Annotated in this window: 15 protein-coding genes; 6 read left to right on the plus strand and 9 right to left on the minus strand. The window is 59.1% G+C overall.

Annotated elements, in window-relative coordinates; all coding sequences use genetic code 11:
- Positions 1–9 precede the first annotated feature (9 nt).
- From tssE to tssH, 4 genes are read left to right on the plus strand one after another with little or no spacing between them, the layout of a single operon-like run.
- Positions 10–483 (plus strand): type VI secretion system baseplate subunit TssE, encoded by a 474-nt coding sequence (gene tssE, locus ACXAF3_RS13305; protein WP_475112799.1) that lies wholly within the window; start codon positions 10–12, stop codon positions 481–483.
- Entirely contained in the window at positions 483–2312 is a 1830-nt protein-coding gene (gene tssF, locus ACXAF3_RS13310; RefSeq protein ID WP_475112800.1) for a type VI secretion system baseplate subunit TssF, read from the plus strand. The genes tssE and tssF overlap by 1 nt, the downstream gene beginning before the upstream one ends.
- Positions 2276–3397 carry a type VI secretion system baseplate subunit TssG gene (tssG, locus tag ACXAF3_RS13315; RefSeq protein ID WP_475112801.1) on the plus strand — a complete coding sequence of 374 codons (1122 nt, stop codon included), beginning with the start codon at positions 2276–2278 and terminating at the stop codon, positions 3395–3397. The genes tssF and tssG overlap by 37 nt, the downstream gene beginning before the upstream one ends.
- Before the next feature lie 28 nt (positions 3398–3425).
- Positions 3426–6083 carry a type VI secretion system ATPase TssH gene (gene tssH, locus ACXAF3_RS13320; RefSeq protein ID WP_475112802.1) on the plus strand — a complete coding sequence of 886 codons (2658 nt, stop codon included), beginning with the start codon at positions 3426–3428 and terminating at the stop codon, positions 6081–6083.
- Positions 6084–6154: 71 nt separating this feature from the next.
- On the opposite strand, the gene ACXAF3_RS13325 is transcribed toward tssH, so the two are convergent.
- From ACXAF3_RS13325 to ACXAF3_RS13365, 9 genes are all read right to left on the minus strand, one after another.
- A complete protein-coding gene (locus ACXAF3_RS13325; RefSeq protein WP_475112803.1) occupies positions 6155–6871 on the minus strand; it encodes a hypothetical protein in 717 nt (238 codons plus the stop codon).
- Between the two features lie 59 nt (positions 6872–6930).
- A complete protein-coding gene (locus ACXAF3_RS13330; RefSeq protein ID WP_475112804.1) occupies positions 6931–8097 on the minus strand; it encodes a lipase family protein in 1167 nt (388 codons plus the stop codon).
- Positions 8094–8636, minus strand: coding sequence for a DUF6795 domain-containing protein (locus ACXAF3_RS13335; RefSeq protein ID WP_475112805.1), 543 nt, complete (start codon positions 8634–8636; stop codon positions 8094–8096). The genes ACXAF3_RS13330 and ACXAF3_RS13335 overlap by 4 nt, the downstream gene beginning before the upstream one ends.
- Positions 8637–8730: 94 nt before the next feature.
- Positions 8731–9024, minus strand: coding sequence for a PAAR domain-containing protein (locus tag ACXAF3_RS13340; protein WP_475112806.1), 294 nt, complete (start codon positions 9022–9024; stop codon positions 8731–8733).
- Between the two features lie 2 nt (positions 9025–9026).
- Positions 9027–9605, minus strand: a complete 579-nt coding sequence (locus ACXAF3_RS13345) for a DUF6931 family protein (protein ID WP_475112807.1) — start codon at positions 9603–9605, stop codon at positions 9027–9029.
- A 16-nt stretch (positions 9606–9621) separates the two neighbouring features.
- The gene (locus ACXAF3_RS13350; protein ID WP_475112808.1) at positions 9622–11475 is read right to left on the minus strand and encodes a type VI secretion system Vgr family protein; all 1854 of its coding nucleotides are present in this window, start codon (positions 11473–11475) and stop codon (positions 9622–9624) included.
- Positions 11476–12184: 709 nt separating this feature from the next.
- Positions 12185–12484 (minus strand): hypothetical protein, encoded by a 300-nt coding sequence (locus ACXAF3_RS13355; RefSeq protein ID WP_475112809.1) that lies wholly within the window; start codon positions 12482–12484, stop codon positions 12185–12187.
- A 12-nt stretch (positions 12485–12496) separates the two neighbouring features.
- Positions 12497–17194 carry an RHS repeat-associated core domain-containing protein gene (locus ACXAF3_RS13360; RefSeq protein WP_475112810.1) on the minus strand — a complete coding sequence of 1566 codons (4698 nt, stop codon included), beginning with the start codon at positions 17192–17194 and terminating at the stop codon, positions 12497–12499.
- Between the two features lie 290 nt (positions 17195–17484).
- Positions 17485–17973, minus strand: coding sequence for an Hcp family type VI secretion system effector (locus tag ACXAF3_RS13365; protein WP_475112811.1), 489 nt, complete (start codon positions 17971–17973; stop codon positions 17485–17487).
- Between the two features lie 705 nt (positions 17974–18678).
- Between ACXAF3_RS13365 and ACXAF3_RS13370 the strand changes: the two genes are divergently transcribed.
- Both ACXAF3_RS13370 and ACXAF3_RS13375 read left to right on the plus strand, forming a co-directional pair.
- Positions 18679–21132 (plus strand): bifunctional serine/threonine-protein kinase/formylglycine-generating enzyme family protein, encoded by a 2454-nt coding sequence (locus ACXAF3_RS13370; RefSeq protein ID WP_475112812.1) that lies wholly within the window; start codon positions 18679–18681, stop codon positions 21130–21132.
- 157 nt (positions 21133–21289) lie between these two features.
- Entirely contained in the window at positions 21290–23236 is a 1947-nt protein-coding gene (locus ACXAF3_RS13375) for a ShlB/FhaC/HecB family hemolysin secretion/activation protein (protein WP_475112813.1), read from the plus strand.
- The last annotated feature ends 1 nt before the right edge of the window (position 23237 follow it).

Here is a 23237-nt window from a genome sequence, read left to right on the forward strand (position 1 = left end):
GGTCCGACGATGACGAGAGAAAAACGCCTGTTGGCCCCGGTGCTGGACCGCCTGCTGGAGTCCTCGCGCAATATGGACCCGCACCAGCCGCACCAGGTTTTGAAACAGTTGCGCGAAGGCGTGCGGCGGGATCTGGAATACCTGTTCAACACCCGCTATCGCTGCCTGTCCGCGCCGGAGACGCACACCCATCTGGAGCGCTCCAACATCAATTTCGGTTTGCCGGACCTGTCCACCGTCAACTTGTCCTCGCTGGACAGCCGCAAGCGCTTCTGCCGTGAAATTGAGCGAACCATATTGAGTTTCGAGCCCCGCATCCGCTCTGTGCGGGTCACGACGCAGGAGAAACTGGATGTCGAGGACCCGAGTATCCGCTTTCGCGTGGAGGCGGTGCTGCACGTCAACCCGGCGTCGGAAATCATCGTATTCGATTCACTGCTGAACCCGGTCACGCAGACGGTCGACGTGGCGGAGATTATGTAATGAGCGAGAAACTGATAGATCTCTACGAGCGGGAGCTGGCCTTCGTTCAGCAGACGGCGGCGGAGTTTGCCAGGATGCACCCGGCGGCGGCGTCCCGTCTGCAACTGGATGCGGATACCGTCGACGATCCGCTGGTGGGGCGCCTGATCTCCGCCTTCGCCTATATGAACGCGCGGGTGCAGCAGAAGCTGAGCGACGATTTCCCGGAGCTCACGGACGCGATGCTGGAGACTCTGTATCCGCACTATCTGCGTCCGATCCCCTCCTGCGCCATAGTCCAGTTCGAGCCGGAGCCGGATCTGGACGCGATTACCCGCGTCGAGGCCGGCACCCTTCTGGAAAGCGAAAGCTTCCAGGGGCAGACCTGCCGCTTCACCAGCCGCTACCCGGTGGATATTTGCCCGTTTCAGGTCGAGAGCGCCAGCCTGATGCCGAGGCCCTTTATCGCCCCGGGCTGCAACGATGTCCAGGGTGCCAACGCCGTGCTCAAGCTGTCCCTGAAAACCCTGAGCCCGGATCTGAATTTTGCCGAGCTGCGGCCGCAACAGCTGCGCTTTTTCCTGCGCGGTCAGCCGAGCCATATCTATGCGCTCTACGATCTGCTGCTCAGCAAATGCGTCAAGCTGATCGTGGCCAGCGGGGAGGGGGATCCCAAGCCCACCTATCTGGACGCAGACGCGATACGGCAGGTTGGGCTGGAGCCGGATCAAGGGCTGCTGCCGTACCCGGATACGGCGTTTGTCGGCTACCGTCTGCTGACCGAGTACTTCGCCTTTCCGGAGAAGTTTCTCTTTATCGATATCGCACGTCTCGATGAGGCGCTCAACGACAGCTATGGCGACACGCTGAATCTCTATTTCTACCTGTCGGAAACCCATGACGAGCTGGAAAAGCAGATAGCGGCGAGCATGTTCGCGCTGGGATGTACTCCGGTGGTCAACCTTTTTCCACAGACCGCCGACCCGATCCCGCTCAGCCACGCCCAGTACCGCTACCATGTGGTGCCGGATGCGCGTCGCAGCGACGGCCTTGAGGTCTACTCCATCGACGAGGTGGGCGCTACCGATGGCAGCGGCAAAACCACGCGCTACCGCCCCTTCTACGGTATCCAGCACAGCCAGCACCAGGCCCAGCAGAGTGCCTTCTGGTTCGCGCGCCGGCGCGACGTGGTGGAGGGAGAGCACCGCAACGAACAGGCGTCCGAGGTGGACATCACCCTCGTGGATCTGGAATTCAATCCACACCGCATCGACGATCAGACGCTGGACCTGAAGCTGACCTGTTGCAACAGGAATCTTCCGAAAAAGCTGCCCACCGGCAATGCCCAACCCTACCTGCAGGTGGTGGATGGGGATACGCCGACGAGCCGGATCAGCTGTGTCGTGGCCCCCACCGCCACCCTGCGCCCGCCGCGGCGCGAGCGCGGTTACTGGAGGCTGATATCGCACCTGAATCTGAACCACCTGTCCCTGTCCGGTAGCGGCGGTTGCGAGGCGCTGAAAGAGATTCTGCGGCTCTACGACTTCCGCGACTCCGCCAGCACCAGAAACATGATCGAATCCCTGCTGAAGCTGCAGGCGCGCCCGATCACCGCGCCGATTCAGATCGACAACAGTGTGGTGCTGTGCAGGGGCACCGAAGTGACCATAGAGCTGGATTCCATGATGCTGACCGGCACCAGCCCGCTGCTGTTCGCCAGTGTGCTGGAGCGCTTCCTCGGGCTCTACTGCTCGCTGAACTCATTTACCCGCTTGATCGCCACACTGAGTGGCAGAGATGGAGAGCTGAAGCGATGGCCACCTCGCGCCGGCGAAAAAGCGTTACTGTAATAGAGCGCCTGCGCCGCGAGCCCTACCGCTTCGAATTCTTCCAGGCGGTGCGGCTGCTTGAGCGCGCGGTACTGATGGGCGACGGTGGCAGCACCGTGAATCCCGTCGCCGGCTCGTCGCCGCCGTCGCGGGAGCTGGTGCGCTTCAGCGCCCAGACCAGCCTGTCCTTCGTCGGCGCCGACGTGCTGCGCCTGGAGCAGCGCGACGCCAGTGACAGCGCCGAGGCGTCGAAACAGTGGTGGATGCAGGTGGGCTTTACCGGCCTGATCGGCAGCCAGGGCGCAATGCCCTATTATCTGACCGAAGTGGTGCTGAAGGAGCTGCGCGAGAAGAACACCGCGCTGCGCGATTTCCTCGATATCTTCAACCACAGGCATATCTCGCTTTTCTACCAGGCCTGGCACAAGTACCAGCTCCCGGTGAATTACGAGCGCCAGCGCCTGCGCAGGGAGCGGGAGCCGGATCTGTTCAGCCAGGCGCTCGCATCCCTGTCCGGCCTGGGCACCAGCGAAATGCGCTACCGCATGCCGATCCCCGATGAGGCGTTACTGGGGCTGGCCGGACACCTGAGCCGCCAGCAGTGCTCCGCCGCGGCGCTGGCGAGCATGATCCGGCAGTACTTCGGCCTCAATGTCACCATCGAGCAGTTTCAGGGGCAGTGGGATCAATTGCCCGAGGACGTGCTCTGCCGCCTGCCCGGGCCCGGCTATCCGCAGGGCGTGAACAACTGTCTCGGCACCAATTCCGTACTGGGCACCCAGTGCTTCCAGGCGCAAAACAAATTTCGCGTCGTGGTTGAGCCGATGGCGTACGAGCAGTTTATGGCCATCGCCCCCGGCACCGCCAAGCTGGAAGCCCTGAAGTCTTTCATTCAGTTCAGTGCCGGCATAGAGATGGACTTTGAAATATCCGTGACGCTGTGCACCGATCATGTGGTGCCGGTGCAGTTGATCGACGAGCCCGACAGCCAGCCCCTGCTCGGCTGGAACACTCATATGAGCAGTGAGCACCAGGGCGGGCAGCGCGTGGAAATAACCCTGAGCGCGGACCGGCTCTCGCCCGACGAGGCCCTGCCCGCCGCCTGAACACCAATATCAAAAAGGAACTTTGCCCATGATCAATATCGACCTGAAACGGCTTGTGGATACTATGACGCCGCTGATGCGCGACGCGCTGGAGGGCGCGGCGGGGCTGTGCCTGGCGCAGAACCAGTACAATGTGGAGCTGGAGCATTGGCTGCTGAAGCTGCTCGACCAGTCGGATACCGATCTCTACCACCTGCTGGAAAAGCACGACGTCAACCCGTCCAATTTTGCCAAACAGCTGGCCGCCACCATCGCCGGATTCAAGTCCGGCAGCAGTCGCCCGGCGGCGCTGTCGCCCACCATCGTCGAGGCGGCAAAGAACGCCTGGATGCTGGCATCCATCGACTATGGGCACCGATCTCTCAGCTCCGGCCACCTGCTTGCGGCACTGCTGCTGGATGAGGGGGCGCGCCGCCAGCTGCTGGAATCCTGCCCGGCGTTGAAGGCCATTGCGCCGGAGTCCATTCGCGAGACCGCACGCGCCATCTACGGGCACAGCGGTGAGTCGAACCACCTGGCCGCCGCGGCTGACGACGGTGGCGCCGCGGCGGTGGCCGCCGCGGCCAGCAAGGCGCCGGCACTGGACAAATACACGATCAACCTGACCGAGCGCGCTCGCAACGGGGAAATAGACCCGGTGCTGGGGCGGGACGACGAGATCCGCCAGTGTATCGATATCCTGACCCGCCGCCGCCAGAACAACCCGATACTGACCGGTGAGGCCGGTGTGGGCAAGACCGCTGTGGTGGAGGGATTTGCGCTGCGCATCGTCAGCGGCGATGTACCCGAGCCGCTCAAGGGCGTTGCCGTGCGCACCCTGGATCTCGGCCTTTTGCAGGCGGGTGCCAGTGTCAAAGGGGAGTTCGAAAACCGCCTCAAGTCGGTGATCGAAGAGGTGCGCGCTTCGGCGACGCCGATCATTCTTTTTATCGACGAGGCCCATACAATGATCGGCGCCGGCGGAAAGGAAGGGCAGGGCGACGCCGCCAACCTGCTCAAACCGGCACTGGCCCGCGGCGAGCTGCGCACCATTGCCGCCACCACCTGGGCCGAATACAAAAAATACTTCGAGCGCGATCCCGCGCTGACACGCCGCTTCCAGGTGGTAAAGGTCGAGGAGCCGAACGAGGAAAAGGCCATCGATATGATGCGCGGTATAGCGACTTCGCTGGAGGCGCACCACCGTGTACGCATACTAGATGAAGCCGTTGTCGCCTCGGTAAAGCTGTCGCACCGCTATATTCCCGGCCGCCAGCTGCCGGACAAGTCCGTCAGCCTGCTGGATACCGCCTGTGCGCGGGTAGCCCTTGGGCAGTCTGCGACACCGGGCGCGATCGAGGACGCGCAACGCATTATCGCCCGCGCGGAAACCACCATCGAAAAACTGGAGCGCGAGAATGCCGCCAGCGGCGCCCACGAAGAGCAGCTGCAAGCGTTGGCCGAGGAAAAACGGGCAGCGCAGGAGCGCCTCGCCGCATTGCAAAGCCAGCGCGAGCAGGAATCTGAACTGATCGATCAGATTCAAGAGATGCACCGGCAGATCGACGACCTGTTCCAGCGCCGCTCCGACGGCGAGAGTCCCGATCAAACCGCTATAGCGGACCTGAAGCAGCAACTGCAGTCGCTGCACAGCCAGCTTCGGGAAGTACAGGGCGATACGCCGCTGATGCAACCCGCGGTGGACGAGCAGGCCATCGCCGAAGTGGTCGCCAACTGGACCGGCATCCCGGTCGGCAAAATGGTCAGCGACGAAATAGTCGCCGTGCAGACACTCGCCGAACGGCTGAACAAGCGGGTAATCGGTCAGCCCCATGCGATAGAAGCGGTGGCTCAGGCGATCCGGACCTCGCGCGCCGGTCTCACCGATCCGCGCAAACCGGTGGGCGTGTTCATGTTCTGCGGAACCAGCGGTGTGGGCAAGACCGAAACGGCGCTGGCCCTGGCCGACGAACTGTTCGGCGGCGAGCAGAATATCACTACCATCAACATGGCCGAATTCAAAGAGGAGCACAAGGTTTCCATGCTGCTCGGTTCACCGCCCGGTTATGTCGGTTACGGTGAAGGCGGCGTACTCACCGAGGCGGCCCGCCGCAAGCCCTACTCGGTGATATTGCTGGACGAGATGGAAAAGGCCCACCCGGGTGTACAGGATATTTTCTACAACCTCTTCGACAAGGGGACGATCAAGGACGGTGAAGGGCGCGATATCGACTTCAAGAACACCGTCATCATCATGACCTCCAATGCCGGCGAAGATGCGATCCGTGCCATATTCAGCCAGGTGGAGGAGAAACCGGACCCGGACGTACTTCTGGACAATATCCGCCCGCACCTGCTGCAGAAGTTCAAACCGGCTTTCCTCGGGCGCGCCAATGTCATCGCCTACTATCCGCTGGACGACGAGGATCTGGTGGAAATCTGCAAGATCAATATGCGCCGTATCGAGAAGCGGGTAAAGGAGCACTACGGTGCCGCCTTTAGCTACGACGAGGACGTACTGATCAACATTGTCGCCCGCTGCCAGGAGTCGGACACCGGCGCGCGCAATATCGAGGTGATATTGAACCGGACCCTGCTACCGTCACTGGCCAGCGAGTGCCTGGACCGTATGGCGAAGGGCGAGGAGGTAACCGCGATTCATATTGGCGCCACCGAGGAGGGTGACTTCAGCTATCGGATCAACTGATTCCGTCAACGATTCGAGGTCGGCCTGGCAGTATTTACTGCCGGGGCGGCCAAACAACCGCTTGATTCCAGTCAGAAAAGGATCGTGTAAACCAATACGCTTCCGAACGCGGCTATCAAGTAGAAATAACCGCTCACAAACGACAATGCCCCTCCGCTGCCGGGTTCCAATACCCTGAATGCCCTGCGCACAGTGACTGCAAGAATACAGAAACCCGCCACCATGGCCCACCAGTAGTGGCCGGTAAAAAACGGCAGAATGGTTACCGCTAGAACCATAACAAGAGTCGATAGACAGATGCCGTCGGTACTCTTTCGGGTGACAGTGAACAGCAAACACGCCAGGTAAGCCGCGTATGGCCAGAAGATCGACCAGTAGGAGGCTGCTTCCGGTGCGCCTTCCGGCATTGCCTCAGGAGATGGACCTGCTCCGGCCAGAGGTCCATCGTGAAAAAACGCGAAATATCCCACAACCGCCAGCAGATAGCTCCCCGGTGCGAGAATATGGAGTTCAGGCGGACTCTCCAGCCAGCCCCTCCGGTAGCAACCCCATTGCGCCACCAGGGAAGAGAAAATGATCGGCAGGGTACAAGCCAGGCTTACCCAGAAGCTCTCCGTATAAAACAGCGCCAGGAAAGGTGTGAACAATGCGAGATCGCTCAGGCGATCTCGGCCGGGATTACTGCTTTCTGAACCTCTACTGCTTTTGCTGGCCAAGTGGCAGTCGACGACTGTTAGGGCCACAACCAAAATACTCAAAAAAGCGCTTAACGGTAGAATTTCAGGCATATTCCTTACTACATTGACTGAACGAAGAGTAGCCCCTTTAGATGGGGCTACCCGTACTATCAGTTGATCATACGACCCGCACGCATTACCAGATCGGATACTGCGCGATGGAGTCTCAGAAACACCATCCTTATAAAGGCAACGGTGATGTTGACGTTGTCGGCTACAGTAAGCCCAATCAGCTGTGCCAAGCGCTTGATCAGGCGCAACACCCAGAAGGATATCTCTTTGCTGATCTGGTAGGCCTTGTGCATAAATATTGCCAGTCTATCCAGAAGTGTGAATGCGGTGCTGCCGGATACGACTATCGAGATGCCTGCGAGGTGGCCAATTTTTTTCAATACCCAAAGCAGTGCTTCACCCGCCATCCAAGCAGTATTCATTGACAAAGAGAGAATTGAGTCGGACTTCAGCCAAGCCTCGACGCTTTGTTCCAGGTCGCCCTTGGGTCGACGCTTTCGCAATACCTCCCAGTCCAAACTTGCGGTACCCTTTCCGCCCTGGGATACCGATTTGCGGTAGGTGTTGGAGCTGTGATGGTCAATGGGGTTCAGTGAATTTGGAGATAGAAGCTGCAAATCACCTTTTCCGCTATCTGGAACATGAATAAACGGCCAGGTTGGGACCATTGGTACCGGGTCGTTGCGGTGGTAGACACGATAGATATTGTCATCTGTTAGGCGGCGTCTGCAGTTGCTGGAAAAATGATTGAGGCCTACCCTAGGGCTTCCAAAGGTATAAAGCTTTACGTTTTTTTCGGTATTGCACGCCAGCCAGTCCGCAGTCAGGGTGGCGAGCGCGCCTCCGAGGCTGTGGCCAACGCAATGAATCGTGTGCGTATCATTGGGGAGCTTTTGCACAAACCTCTCTATCTGCGGCAGAAAAGAGGAAAAGGTATAGTAAAATCCTTGATGGACCTGGCCGCCGGTATAGAAGCGCTTTATTCCAGCGTTGAGATCCGTAATGGCGTCATAAAGGCTGGCTGTTCCTTTCAGAGCGATGAATGATTGGCCTTTAAATTTCCCAATTCCATTGGTCGCAATTCCAATGGTTTGTTCGCTTTTTAGAAAAAATAGCGCGCCCGTCTCGCCCTTCAATTTTTTGTCTTTGTCAACGTCAAAATCAGATTTGTAAACTCTCAGAAAATCATCTCTTCGCAGGTCGTCGTTCAGGTCATATATATCCTGAGCTAGGCGTGCTGCGTATAAGGGTTCTAACTGGCTCATTGTTCACTCCATGTGCATTTGGTAAATAGTGCGGGACCAAAATCCCGGTACATCTTTTCCTCACTGCTCAGTTCGCAAAAAAGATCCAACGGTATACCTTCAAGCTCTGAATCTTTATCCGGGTTCCGTTTAGAGAATGACCATATTCTCTCTTCTTTTCCGTCCATCAGTACGACTATCTGTTGGGCTGCAACGAACTCGGCGGGGAAAAATTGAGTAATCCCCCTTCGCCGAATTTCTGGCAGTTCAACAAGGCCTTCATCATTGGTGAAGGCATAGTCCTCACCTTTGTCGTCATTCCATGACCACCTGCGGATGACTTTTAAGCCCTCGACAGGTTTGTTGTCCATCGTTATGGTTAATCGAACTGGTGAAAAAACGTAAGCTTTACCGGCATCAAATAGAGACATGGCTGTTACCGTGCTTGATAATGAAAATATGATCGCAGAAAAAAGCGCCACTACGGTTTTCTTAAAAACCCTTTCTGTTTCAGGTTTTATGATGAAAAAACTGTCGCTCTGCGCTGGTTTGGTTTGCATATGTATTTAACCTTTCAAAGATAAGAGACAGAGGCGAATCTCTGCATTTCTCCTATCGGTATCTTTGCTGCGGGAGACTGTGAAAGCATCCAATTCAGCCTCCAATAAGAACCGTGGGAAACCCGATCACTATCTTGCCCCCATGCGCAGTGGGATCCCCCATTCGCGCTGCGGACTTTCCCTGAATCATCACGGTCGTGCTGCCCATGGCAACCGAGTCCGGTGGGCCGACGCAGGTGCAGGTGCTGCCCACTGTTGCCGAGGGCAGGCCGCCGATAATCACCGTCGGGCCGCCGGGGCTAACTATCGGGCCGCCGACATGGGGCACTGTGCCGGTGGTCATCGGGCACACATGCATATCAGTAAGACGCGAAGCGGGTTTTCCCATGACTACTCCTCTATTCTGCCGTTGCCGCCGCGGGCCAGATCCAGCCCCTGTTTCATATAGCGGATAAAGCGTTCGCTGGGGTCCACGGGGTCGGACAGTACCGCTGCCAGTGTGACACTACCGGCTACCGCGTGGGCGTACAGGTGTTCGGGTGGCTCTATCGCCGGTTCGCCTTCGGCGGCCAGGCTGCCGTGGCACCAGCTGGCCGCCGTGGCGGCCCAGCTGGCTGGGGTCTTGTGCTTGGTCTTCTCGCCCAGCGCTTTGCACTTCAGTCGCGCCTCTTCGCTCGGCTTCATAGCCCAGCTTTCGGCTGCGAGCAGTGCGTTGATATTGTCTTCGTCGGTTTGCGGGTTCTGTACATCGCGCGCCGCCAGGCAGGCCCACCAGACAGCCTCGCGCTTGGGCAGTCCGTGGGCCAGCAGTTTGATGGCATCGGGGTAGAGGCCCGCGTCCATCAGGCGGTTGATACTCACTTCCGGCGCGGTATCCGGCACCAGGTGCTCTTCGGCCTCCTCGCTGACCTCGAAGTTTTTTAGCAGCTCGGCGGCGGTCAGGGCTTGTACTTTTACCAGGTCTGTCATTGTTCAACCCACTCCGTCAGTTGATCGTGGTTACGCCACCTTTCAGGGTGAGCATGCCGCCACCCTTGACTTCGGCACTGGCGTCGCCCTTCGTCGACACAGTCACGCCCTTGATGGTGATGCCGGAGGGAGTCAGCTTGATGCTGCTGGGCCCCACCTTGAGCTCTATCGAGGTGTTGGATGTAATTTTGATGGCGCCAGTCACCTCGGTGGTCTGCGTCCCCTTGCTGACCTTGAGGCTGTGGTTCCCGGCTTCGACGGTGGTCTTCTGGTCGCCTTTGGCGATGGTAACGATTTCGCTGCCGTCGGTAACCGTGATACTGCGATCCTGTTTGATTTCCAGGGTCTGATTGTTTTCGATTTTGCCGGTCTGGTCGTTGTGGATCACGAAGTTGTGGTCCCTGCCGGCCTCCATATAGATCTCTTCCTTACCGCCCTTGTCGTCGAAACGCAGTTCGTTGAACTTGCTGCCTTCATATTCCGTCTTCCAGCCGCTCTGGGTGGCGGTATAGTTGGGGCCGGGATTGTCGCCGTTATAGACAGCGCCGGTCACCAGCGGGCGGTCTGGATCGCCATTGATGTAAGTCACCACAACTTCCTGCCCCACGCGGGGAACGAAGTTGGCGCCCCAGTTCTTGCCGGCGAAGGACTGCATTACCCGTATCCAGCAGCTGTTCTGCGCGGAGTTCCAAGGGAACTTCACCTTGATCTGGGTATAGGGATCCTGGGAGCTTTCTGAGGCCGTGGCCTTTACTTCCAGCACCTGCGCCACCTGCGGAGAGTGAATCCTGTTAGTGCGCACCAGCGGGTCCGGCCGCGGCATTGCGGAGGCGGGCACACAGCTGAATGAATTCCTGAACCAGGTTTGGCTGCTGTTGCTGTCGACCGCGTGTATCTGCACCGAGGTCAGCAGGTATTTGCCTTTCTCCGTGCTCAGCGTGTGGTCGAAGTCGAAGCGGCCACCGGCGCTGAATGCCGGGCAGTCGCTGCTGCCGTAGGCGATATCGAATCTCGCCTCATGGGACTCCATGGCCCTTTCCGCCAGCGCCTTGTGGTAGCTGTCTTTGAATTTGCGTTTGTGCTCGCCGTCCGGCTCGAAGTGGTTGAGCCCGTACAGGCTGCGCATATAGCTCGATATTTCACTGAGCTTATTAGTGGTTTTGACTTCCTGCCGGTTGTCTTTGGTGGCGGTGAATTCGCTGTAGTCCTTGAGCTCGAAGCCACCGCTGTGATAGTTGAACACGCGGTCCCAGCTGCTGATGGTGTGTTTGGTCGGATGGCTGCCGCCGCCATCGTACTCGATCTTTTCCGATTCGCAGTCGTAGAAATCCTGCGGCTCGTCACAGAGAACCAGCTCGTGCTGTCCGTCGCTGTGCTTGAAGTAGTAGACGATGCCCTCTTCGGACATCAGGCGGCTGATAAAGTCGAAATCGCTTTCATCAAACTGCACGCAGTACTCGCGTGTTATGTACTCCGCCTTGAGTTTCGTGGAAAACTTAATGACTTTGCTGTACTCGCCGAGCACTTCCTCCAGTATCTGCTTGGCGGACTTCTTCTCGAAAACGCGGTTCTTGCCGCCGAGGCTGGTAAACCACAGCCCCGGACGCAGTATCGCGGTGTAGCTGCGCATGCCCTCGGCGTTGACGTCGTGCATGGAGAAGTGGGTCACATAGCCGCTGATGTAGCGCGGCGTCTTGGCGTGGTGAATGCTCGCCGTCATCACCTTGCCGACGATATCGCCCTGGCTGATGGTGTGGTTGTCGGAGAGTAGCTTGAGTTTGTAGCGGAACAGTCCCGATACGTGCTCGTCGCCGTCTATGGAGGTAACGATTAGCGCGTCCTTCCCGAGCGGGCAGTCGACGTTAATCATCCGTTTTTCTTGGCTGAGAATAGACATACTTGGCCCCTGATCCTAGGAGTTTGTCATTTTGGGCATCGTGCCCGGAGTTTGCTTGTCTTCTGTTTTCTTTGACGTTTTAGTGCTAACCTTTATAGGGTTAATATCCTGATTCATAAACTGTTCTAGTGGTCTATAGGCAATCATTCAAGTTCAGTGCCTGCGATTGGTGTGCCCTTTACCAACCCTGTTTGAGCATTTCAAGTTGAGCATTTAAAAATCGAATTGCTTTACTCCGCATTTACTACCTAGTAGTTTCTGAAAGCTTTTTTCGTCAGTGCAGTTGGATATGGATCCATCAGATAGCATATCTAGGAACCATAAGGAGTCTGTGGCAACAAAAAATTCCTTCCAGCTAGATGGGTTAAATTTATCTAGTGAAATTGCTCCACCCGAAAGGCCGTGCCTCTTCCCTTCTTCCAGTAAAACTTTTCGTTCAGAAAAAGAATAGGCAATTAGTTTCGGCCATGCGCTACTGTGAGGTTGTGAAGGCTTTGCGATAAGGTAATAATTGTTTGCCATACTATTCATTCGGAATAATGTCAGCGCTATCGAAATCCATTCTTTCGCCATCTTCGGTTAGTAGTACAACTCGCCTTTGCCATACTCTGGGTATACATCTGCAAAAGTTTCTGGTTTGGTTTTCTTCGTATTCCCTGACCAACTTAGCACTTTGCTTCTATCACGGATATTCCTGCTTGATCATTTTTTCAGTTTTAGCCATTTCATCCAGGAAGTCCTGCATGTAATAAGAAGAGTGTTCCAGATATCCTCTTGTACAATTAAGTAGTGAGAGTAGTTTTTGCTTTTGCATTTCTTTGTCTGAGGTGTTCTTGAGACAATTTAATGCGTCTTCATATTTATTTATGTATTCCTCTACGATATCTTCATGGGAGCCATCTAGTTTTTCCTTAAGCTTACTAATGGTCTCTGTAAGTTGGTCTTCAAGGAGTTTTCTATTTGTGTTGTGTGTATTTGGCATCGCTTATCAACTTTAAGGAGATACTCTTCGTACGCTTACAACCCAGCTTTCGGGCCAGCCTTGTGGCATTAGTATTTGATCCGCTCCACCTTTCAGTAAGGTTCCTGTAGATTCTATCTTTTGGGGTGCTACTTTCCCAATATTTAGACGTGTACCTTTGGGAACAACAATCTCTGCCTCATAGATCCTTGTGTTTTTCCACTCTGGTAGAAGGGCGGCATCTATTTTTGCTTGAATCCTGTTGAGCGCTGGTGATGTCGAAGCAAATGCTCCACCAAGTTTTGCATCACCACCGTAAATCCGGTAAAGAGTCAAATCTTCGTTTGTGATAACAGTTCTATATTCAGAATCTGTAAAACTTTCCGCTACCCTCTCAGGAAGGCTGTCTTTTTCATCAAGAACAGTGACTTTGTCGTCAATTTTTGTGTTGAACCTTCCAAAGTCATTGAGTTCTTTGCACTTTAAACCGAATGGGTCAACCCACCTAATCGGGGCTATGACATACTGATAGTTGTTTGATCCCCCGATAAGTCCTATAGGATCTTGCGTAGTGAATTGCCCAATATTCGGGTCGTAATATCTAAACCGGTTGTAATGCAGCCCGGTCTCTTCATCGAAGTACTGACCCTGAAAGCGAATCGGCTGCTCTATCCGGGTACAGTGCTCGACGGCCACATTGCCGTAGGTTTTGTAGCTGACACTCCAGGCAATCTCCCCCCTGCTATCGGTCAGCGCGTCCGGCGTACCCAGGTGGTCGAGATGGTAGTGATAGACCTCGCCATCTTCGCAAAGGGCGATCGGCTTGAAGGTGCCCGGCTCGAAGTAATAGGTTCTCTCTTTTAAATCCTGCCCGGTCTTGGCGTCTCTGGTGCTTTCCTTGAGTAGCACATCGCCGTCCCAGAGGAATTCCACCTGTTTCTCGCCATCAACTTTGGCAATACGCCGGCCGAGTGGGTCGTAGCGGTAGTGGGTTTCCCGCTGGAGGTGTTCCTTTCCGCTTTCGTCGACTCTTACCCGCTCGACCCTGACCAGCTGCTGCCGGCCGTCGTAGTGATAGCGGGTCTGCAGCTTCCGGCCCTTGCCGCGCAGAGCGGCGATGCGGTTGCCCTGGGCGTCGTAGCGGTAGTGGGTGTCGCCGCGGAAGGCGAGGCGGTTGCCGCTGACCTGAGATGCTCCGGCCTGCTGCCTGGCCTCGTCCGCGCTGCCGGCGGCGGCGAGGATGTTGTGTGCCGGGTCGTGGACGAAGTGCTCCGGGTTGGGGCCGTCCACCTGGCTCAGCCGGTCCAGGGCGTCGTAGTAAAAGTGGCGGCTGCCGCGCAGGCTGTCGTCTATACGGCTGATCTGGCCGGTGCGGTTGTAGTGATAGGCGCGCTCGTGCACTGGTTTTGGTGCGGGGGCATCGACCGGGCCGGCGGCCTTGACGCGGATCTTGTGCAGGCGCCCCTGGGGGTCGTAGTCCCTTTCGCTGGTCAGGCCGTTGCCGTGAGCCCGCTGGCATTCCCGGCCGAGCTGGTCGCGGGTGATCGCGGCGACTAGTTGATCCGCAGCGCTACCCGTGGGGCGGCGGTGCAGGCTTTCGAGCTGGCCCGCCGGGTTGTAGCCGAAGCGGATTTCCTCGCCTTCTGGCAGTATTGTGGCGACACGGTTGCCGGCGGCGTCGTAGCGGTGGCGAATCTGTATCTGATCCTGCCAGTCGGCGGTGACGCGGCCGCAGGGGTCGTATTCCCAGCGCAGTTTGCGCTGGGCGTTTTCCGCCTCGACCAGCTGGCCCAGGCGGTTGTAGCGGAAGCTGGTGACGCCGTCCGGCGTGACTTCCTGCAGCAGGCGGCCGAAGGCGTCGCGCTCGAAGACGGTGTCTATGCCCTTGCCGGTATCCGGGTCGGTGACGGCGCGGCTGGCGATCAGGTGGCCGGCGCAGTTGTACGCGTAGCGGGTGACGCGGCCGTCGAAGCCGATTTCTTCGATCAGGCGCTCGGCCCGGTCGTATTTGAGTTGGTAGCGCTCGCCCTTTTCGTTGGTGAGGCCGACCAGGTTGCGCTCGCCGTCGTAGTGGTATTCGAGGCGGCTGCCGTCGGGGTTGGTGCGCGCGCGGACCTGGCTGAGGCCGTCGTAGTCGTAGCGGGTGCTGCGGCCTTCCGGGTCGATGATCTCCGCCACCAGGCCCTGGGGGTTGTAGCGGTATTGGGTGCGGGCGCCGTCCGGCGTCGTCACCGCGCTGATGCGGTCCTGGCTGTCGTATTCGTAGCGGGTGCTCTGGCTGTAACCCTGCTGCGGCCCGTGTTGTACTTCCACCAGGCGCTGGGCACTGTCGTAGCGGTAGTGCTGGGCGCGGCCCATCGGGTCGTGCACGGCGCTGAGCTTGCCCTGGGGGTTCCACAGGTAGCGGGTGGCGTTGCCGAGCGGATCGGTGATTGAGCCCACCAGGCCGATGGGGTTGTAGCTGTATTTGGTGGCGTTGCCGAGGGGGTCGATACTCTCGGTGATCTGGCCGCTTTTGTTGTAGCGGCGCTGCCAGCTGTGACCGGCCGGATCGGTAATCTTGGCCGGCAGGCCGTCGGCGTTGTATTCGATGCGGTGTTCGCCGCCGGCGGCATCGATCTTTTTGATCAGGCGGCCATGGCGGTCGTACTCGTAGCGCTCCTCGCGCTCCACGCCTTCGTCGCTGGGCAGCTGGACCCGGGTCAGCCGCCCCAGTTGGTTGTAGCTGTACAGGGTTTCGCCGCCCTCCGGGTCGCGGTGGTAGATGGGCAGGGCGCGCTCGTTGAAGCGGTAGCGCTCGGTGCCGCCGCGGGTGTCGGTGACGGTGACGCCCTTGCCGTCGTCGTCCCAGTCGAAGCGGTAGCTGTAGGTGGGCTGGCCGTCGATCGGGTCGCCCCACTGGCGCAGGCAGCGGGCGCCGGGGCCCTCGGCATCCCACTCGAAGTGGAAGCTGTAGCCGCTCTTCAGGGTGCGCTTGGCGATAACGTGTTTGTGGTAGCGGTAGCGCTCGCTGTGGCCGTCGGCGTCGACGGCTTCGATCAGGTCGCCCTCGTCGCTGTACTGGTAGCGGGCGAGGGTGGTGATGCGACCGTCGCGGGTCTCCCTCTTTATTTCCCCGATGCGCCCGCCGTTGGCGTCGCCTTTGGGCGGGCTCAGGTGCAGGGCTTCGCCGATACTGCTCTCGACACAGATCAGGCGCGCTTCGACATAGTGGAAGCGGTGGAAGTTGCCGTAGCCATCGCAAATTTCGGAAAGCGCCAGCTTGTCCGCAGAGTCGCCGCGTTTGAAGTGTTTCTGTACCCCGTTGGGCGCGCCATAGGGGGATATCACCCAGTGTGTGTCGCTGATGCGGGTCAGGCTGAGCTGCTCGACCACATTGTGGCTGCGGCCGCTGGCGCCGGGCACGGGCAGGGCGATGACGCGGCCCTCGGCGTCGTGGAAGTGCAGCGGCCGCCCCTCGCCGCGCCACTCCAGGTATTCGCCGAGGGTATGGGTCCAGCCGTAACCCATGCCGAAATCATTGGGATTGCTGCTGCGGTAGGTGCGCGCCACGGTGAGTGGCAGCGGGCCGTCCAGTACCGCATCCACCAGGGTCAGGCGCTCCTCGCCGGTCTTCAGGTTGATGGGCTCGCCGCCCTCCAGCGCCCTGGCGTTGTTCTGGGAGCTCTCGCCGTTCTGGTTGCGGCCGGTTTCGCTGCTGATCCTGTCCGGCTCGCCGGCGTTTTCCGTGGGTCTGCTGTCGCCGGAGGTGCTGGCCTTGCCGGCGCCGGCGGCGTTCGACCTGCCCGCCGGCTGCGCGGGCGGCGTCTGTGGGGCGGGCGCGTCGACGGATTCGAGGTCGGAGAAACTGGCTCCGCTGGTCTGTGCCGCCCTGTTCCGGGCCAGCTGCTGGCGGCGCTTCTTGAGCCTGGCGAAGCGTATCATCAGTTCGCCGATGCGCTCGAAGCGGGTCAGCAGGCGCGTATTCTTCGCCAGTGCGGCCGCGGCACCGGCGCCTCCGGTCACCGCCGCCAGTACTATGGTGAGCACTATCTCGAAGAGGCCGCCACCGGCGAATTCAGCGACCTCAAGACTGTGCTGGGCCTTGACATAGTCCCGGGCAAATTGAGCGATGGCGCTGCGCAGGGCCGGGTCGTCATAGATCAGTTCGGCGATTTCGAAGGCCTGCCGGAGTTGTTCCGCGGTGATCGCGCTCGGGTCGAAACCCAGCACATCGACAACTTCGGCTTTTACATCGGCCAGATATTCCCGCGCCGAGGCCTCCAGCGGTTTGTCGTGGTAGATATAGTCGGAGGCGGCGCTGGCGGCGGCGAATGTCTGGCGCGCGGGGTGGATCGCCGCCGCCACTTCGGCAACGTCCTTGACCCACACCGCCAGGCTCCAGGCCGCGTTGCCGAGGCCTTCGGCACCGCGCTTGATATAGGCGCCCGTCTTTCCCCAGATGCTGCGCTGCTCATGTTCTCTCTGGATACGGGCCGCCTCGGCCCGCTCTTCGGCGATGATCTGCTGCAGGAGCCTGCGGATCTGCGCGGACAGCGCGGACTGCTCTTCGGCCAGCTGGTCGTCGCTGCGGGGATCTTCCTCGATGATCAGGCGCTGCTCGGCCAGGGCAAGATAGATGGCCTTCTGTCGATCGGTAAGGCTTACCGGCGCATGCGTATCGGGCGAGTGCAGCTGGCGGTTTTCAAATTGGCTGCGGGGATCGGCAAGGTCCGGGAACTGCGGCCCCATGCGGAGAAATTGATTACAGATCTGTTCGATGGCTGCATCGTCAAAACTCAGGAGCAGCTGGAGGTCGACATTGCTTCCGGCAAAAGTCGGCGATGAGAATGGTGGCTGATACCATCCCTCCCTTACGCGATAGCGAACGCCTTGCCTGTTTTCAACATCCAAATACATGGCTAATCCCAGAAAAACCCAGCCGCGCAATTCCCTGAGGTCTCGAAACACAGAGGGGCCGCAGCCCCGCAGCGCCTGGCTGCGGGTCTCGGCCCCTGCGGTGAGAAGCGAAAAGCTGCTTCTTACAGTACGGTCGCAGTGGCGAGGTCGTAGCCCACGCGCATGTTTTTCGGGTTCTTGTTGGTCTTGTCGGCGTGGTTGAGGTCAGCCTCGATCTTGGAGAAGCTCAGAGAGATGGACTCCTGCGGCGGGCCGCCGGCGGAGGCGCTGATGCTGTAAGAGGAGATGATGGCATCTTCCAGCTTGTAGACAGCGTACTTCTCCACGGAGTTGGCACCGGTCTGTACCACGTGAATCTCTGCGGTAACACCTTCGTCGCCGGAAACGGAAGCCTTGAACAGACCGCCGGAGGCAGCGTCGATGCGTTTGGTTACGGTGATCTCGCTAATGCTCGGGCGAGTGGCTTCGCGGTTGGCCATGGCGCCGGCTTCCATGCTGATACCGCGGCCGACACCGAAGTTGAAGCTGTCAACTTCAATCCAGTCCTCGTAGCCTTTTGCGGTTACGTTGCCAGCCGGCGACTTGTTGTTGAAGTTCATGTAGATAGCCATAAGAAATCCCTCTTGGATATGGTCAGTGACTTTGGTGGTGCTTCCTTTACCGCCGCGATATCGCAGTAGTCAAGGTCTTGCCGTAGTGGCAATTGGCTGCATTAAAACAGAGGAAAATTCAAAAAAAAACCTTGTTTGCCAGATATTTAATCGACTCTGGCACGAATTTTCTGAGGAAAAAAATGTAAGGCTGGCGCTTTGCTAAGATCGGGGAAAGTCCACTCTGACACCAATTTTTAAGATTGTGATTTATCGTTGAGGCAGATAGGCGGTTGGCTGCAATCAATTTAAATTTTTTCGATTAAGCGGGTTTGTCTCTGACACGATTTTTTATTGGAAAAAATTTGAAAAGAGGGTTTTTTTAGCTGCGGGCTTGTTTTTTCTTGCCGAGAAACCTGTACAGCGGTGTCAAGTTTGTAGTTGCTGGATGTATTTGTGCTTCTGGTCATTGTTGCTGTATCTGGGCTTGGGTATACTGCGCGCCTGCTTTATTTGCCTATCACCGAAAGTTGGTTTTTCAACTGCTGATGCGGAACCGGGATGTGCCGCAATAAAAACTCCATGGAGGCGGATTTGGACGATAAGACGCGTTTGGTGGGGCCTGGAAGACGCTCTGGAAATCAGGCGGCTGAAAGCGCAACCGAGGATGGCGACACCACAGTCTTCGTTGCCCGGGACAATACCGGAGCCAACGATCACCCACCCGTGAGTGCCAATCCCGGCCTTATTCCCACGGCTGCGGCGGGTTTCACGGCCGATGCCACGGTGCTTAAACCCGGCCCGAGGGCCTCCGCGCCCAGCCGCACAGATGCCGCGCCGGTGCGCGCCGCTGCATTTTTCGAGTCTGAAACCTCGGGCGCCGTCACCAAGACGGTGATCAAGGGCCGCTTCGAGCTGGATAAGCTGCTCGGTGTCGGCGGCATGGGCGCTGTGTACAAGGCGCTCGACCGCCGCAAGCTGGAAGCCAGCGACAGCGAACCCTATGTGGCCATCAAGCTGCTGAACGACGACTTCCGCCAGCACCCGGATGCATTTATTTCCCTGCAGCGGGAGGCGCGCAAGTCGCAGACGCTGGCGCACCCGAATATCGTAACGGTGTACGACTTCGACCGCGAGGGCGACCGCGTCTTCATGACGATGGAGTTCCTCGAGGGGGCGCCGCTCGACCGGCTGTTGCGCGAGCACGCAGAGACGGGCCTGGAGTTCGAGCGGGCCCGCGCCATCCTCTGGGATATCTCCCAGGCCCTGATTTACGCCCACTCCCACAATATCGTTCACTCGGACTTCAAGCCGGGCAATATTTTTGTCACCAAGAAGAAGGGGGCAAAGGTCTTCGACTTCGGCATCGCGCGCGCGGTTTCCGAGGGCGGCATGGCGAGCAGGGCGGGGGAGAAGACCGTCTTTGACGCCAGAACCCTGGGAGCCCTGACCCCTGCCTACGCCAGCCTGGAGATGCTGCGGGGCGGCGAGCCGGCGCCGAGCGACGACGTCTTCGCGCTGGGTTGCGTGGCCTACGAACTCTTCGCCGGGCGCCACCCCTACGGCAAGGTGCCCGCCGACAAAGCCCTGGAGCGGCGCCTCAAGCCGAAGAGAATCCGCTCCCTGAGTCGCCGCCAGTGGCGCGCCCTGGAGGCCGCGCTGGAGCTCAAGCGCGAAGACCGCACCGCAACGGTCGAGAAATTCGTACAGGGATTTTTCGTCAACAACACCTGGAAGTGGGTGTTTGGCAGTGCCTTTGTGGCACTGCTGGTGGGGGCCGTGGTGGGCTATGGCCACCTGCAGCAGCAGAACGCGGCGGAACAGCAGAGAGTAAAAATCGAGCTGGAGCAGAAGCTGCAGCGCGAGCTGCTGGAGCGCAGAATTGCCGATAAGCGCGAAGCCATCGACCGCCTGATTGGTCTGAGTATCCTCACGCCTTCCTGGGAGGAGGATCTGGAGCTGGAGCTGCAGGAGTACGCGGAGCTGAACCCATCGGATGCGGCCTATGTGGATGCCTCGCGCCGGCAGATCTTCGAACTCTTTATCGCCGCAGCCACCGGTCAGTTGAACCTCGGCAACCTGGATCAGGCGGACGCCATGCTGGCGAGCGCGGCGCACTGGTACGGCGACTCCAGCGAGGCGGCCGCCATCAGATCGCAGCTGGCCGAGGAGCGCGAGGCCTTGCGCGCGCGCCTCGAGGCGGAGCGCCTGGCCGCCGAGCGCGAGGCGGAACGGCTGCGACAGCAGGAACTGCGCGAGCAGCGCCGCCAGGAGGCGCTCAAACTGCAGCGGCAGATAGACGCTGTGCTCGATGAGATGGAGCTGGCCCTGCGTTGCGGTTTCAAAATGAATATCGCCGCTGTGTCGACGCACCTGAACCGCCTCGGTGCCCTGGACGGGCTGAAGGCCCAGAAGATACGCCCGGTGCTGGGCTCGGAAATAAACGCCTGTCTCACGCGCCTGGCGGCCCAGGACCCGCTGCGCACCGAGCCCCTGCTGCAGGAGGCCAGAGCGCTGCTGCCGGAGCAGCAGGTACTGCAGGAGTTTGATCTCGATTTCTGCGCCCATCTGCGCCCGGGCAGCGGCGGCCGCGGTCACCGCTACACCTGCGCCGACCGGCTGGCCGACGGCACGGAGGCGCCGCGTATGGTGGTGGTGCCCGGCGATGTGCGCAAAGCCCTGGTGATAAGTAAATACGAGGTGAGCAACGGCGAGCTGCGCCGATTCTGCCGCGCCTCCGGCCAGTGTGATGGCCTGGAGTTGGGCGCCGACGACCTGCCGGCCAACAACATAACCCTCGCCCAGGCCCAGGCCTATATCGACTGGCTGAGCGCACAGACCGGTCGCGCCTACCGGCTGCCGACGGAGCGGGAGTGGTTTGCCGCCGCCAGCGCCAACGGTCAACGCGAGGTCGCGGACCGCAACTGCCACCTGAAGTATGGCGGTATCGAAAAAGGGGCCGAACTGGTTGCAGTGCAGGCGGGCACGGCCAATCAATTCGGTCTCGTCAATGCCGTGGGCAACGTGCAGGAATGGGTTCTCGGCGCGGACGGTCAGCTGATGGCCGCCGGCGGTAGCCGCGAAGACCCGATGAGCCGCTGCCTGGCCACCACAAAGCGCCTGCACAGCGGTGAGGCCGACAGTCTGACCGGCTTCCGGGTCGTGCGGGACTTCAACTAACAGTTTTTTCTAGAGAAAGGCGGCCCGCGGGCCGGCCATAAGTCCGCGAGGACGCATTAAAAAGCAGCCGCGGCGCTCGTCGCCGGGTACCGTTTTGGCCAGAGACTAATACAGGGATTGGTAAGGGGGGTATATGCTTGCGCGCTACAGAGATCAATTGGCGCTCGTCGGGGGCGGTGTGCTGTTGCTATCGGCATCGGTGTGCGCCCAGGAGGATGAGGGCAGTTTCCGCAGCCGCGTGCGTGCGGCCTTCGAGCAGGATGTACCCACCATCAGCGAACCCGATGTCACGCGCGAGTTCCTGCAGCGAACCCACGAGGCCCGGGATCCAAACCTTGATACCGAAATACCGGAAGTGGCGCGACGCACTCACGGGCCGCGCATCACCGTGAAAAAATTCCGTTTCCACCGCCTGGAGGAATACCCGGAATTTGGTATCGACCGCGAGACGGTGGAAGCGCTGGCCGAACAGCTGCGCGTCAAATTTATGAAGGAGGACAAGATCCTCGCCGGTGGTTATACGGTCGAAAATCTGCAGGAACTGGCGCTGGTGCTCGACAGCATGAATGCCCGCTACCGGCCGGAGGAGCTGGGTCCCGCACATCTGCGCAAGCTGGTCAGTGTGATCGAGAAGCAAAATGCCGAGCGCGGCTTGAGCTACGGGGATCTGGAGGAGATAGCTGCCGAGCTGACGCGCTTCTATCGCCGCCAGGGCCTCTTCCTGGCGCAGGTGCAGATACCGGCACAGGAAGTCGAAGACGGTATCGTCACCCTGACGGTGCAGGAGGGTCTGCTTGGCCAGGTCGCGGTAGAAGACAACAGGAAATATTCGCTGGAGCAGCTGGCGAAACCCTTCGAGGACCAGCGCGGCAAGCTGGTCAATCACGAGAGTATCGAAGAGGGGCTCTATCTGCTCAACGACCTGCCGAGCCTGAATATCACCGGCTATTTCAGTGCCGGCGACAATCCCGGCGAAACCAAGCTGAACCTCAAGGTGCGTGACGAGAATCCCTGGCGGATGGTGACGCGCATGGACAACCACGGCTCCACCTTTACCGGCGATCAGCGCGCATTCACCTCGATCGACTGGCTCAATCCGCTGGGTATCGGTGATGCCCTGACCATTGGATACCTCAAGTCCAGTAATGCGGACAACCTGGATTCGGACTTCGGCTCCGACCTGGGCCAGTTCCGCTACAGCCTGCCGCTGTTCGGCCCCCGTACCCGTCTGCAGTTCTCCGCAGACTACAACGAGTTTTCCCTGCAAGACCTGGAAAACCCGAAGAATGTCGTCAACCTGCTGAGCATCGAAGGCGTGAACGAGAGCTACGCCGTAAGCGTCGATCACAAGTTCCGCCGCTCCCGCGACTTTAACCTCACCGGTTCCTTCAGCCTGACGGACAAGCAATCGGACCTGAAGGCCATCATCGAACTCCCGGAACCCGGCGACCATATCTACGGCGGCGAACTGGGGCTCTATATGGACAGCCTCTCCAACGGCGCCGTGCCCATGCTGAACATACTGAATGCAAAGATTCAGTATGGCGAGCACCAGAAAGAAGTCGATGCTGAGCGGGGCGACGACTTCACCAAATTCGCCATGGATACCAGCTCGCTGTTCTTCGTGCCGCTGCCATTTACCGACAAACGGTCGCGGCTGATCCTGAAGAGCCGCTGGCAGTACAGCGACAGCAGTCTGCCGTCCTTCGAGCAGTTCTCCCTGGGTGGTGCCAATGGCGTGCGCGCCTTCGACGTGCGCGATTTCTCTGCCGACCGCGTCGGCCTGCTGTCCGCGGAGTGGTACTTCGACTTCCCCGATGCGATGAACCCGCGCATTTTCGGCAACCGCCTGAACGATATCCTGCAGGTGGCACTGATTGCCGACGGTGGCTACGGCGTCGTCAACAACTACGAACAAGACATCCACGACGACTGGGCCGGTTTCTCCGGTGCGGGCCTGCTGTTCAAGCTGAGCTGGGAGGAGGCCTTCGCCAGCCAGATTTCCGTGGCTTGGCCGACCATGTCCAAGTCCTCCATCGAGGGCACGGGGGAAGACCCGGACGACCCGGCTGTCTACGCAGATTTCTCCTTCTTCTTTGACTGAT

The sequence above is a fragment of the Microbulbifer sp. ABF4_143 genome (assembly GCF_056160225.1).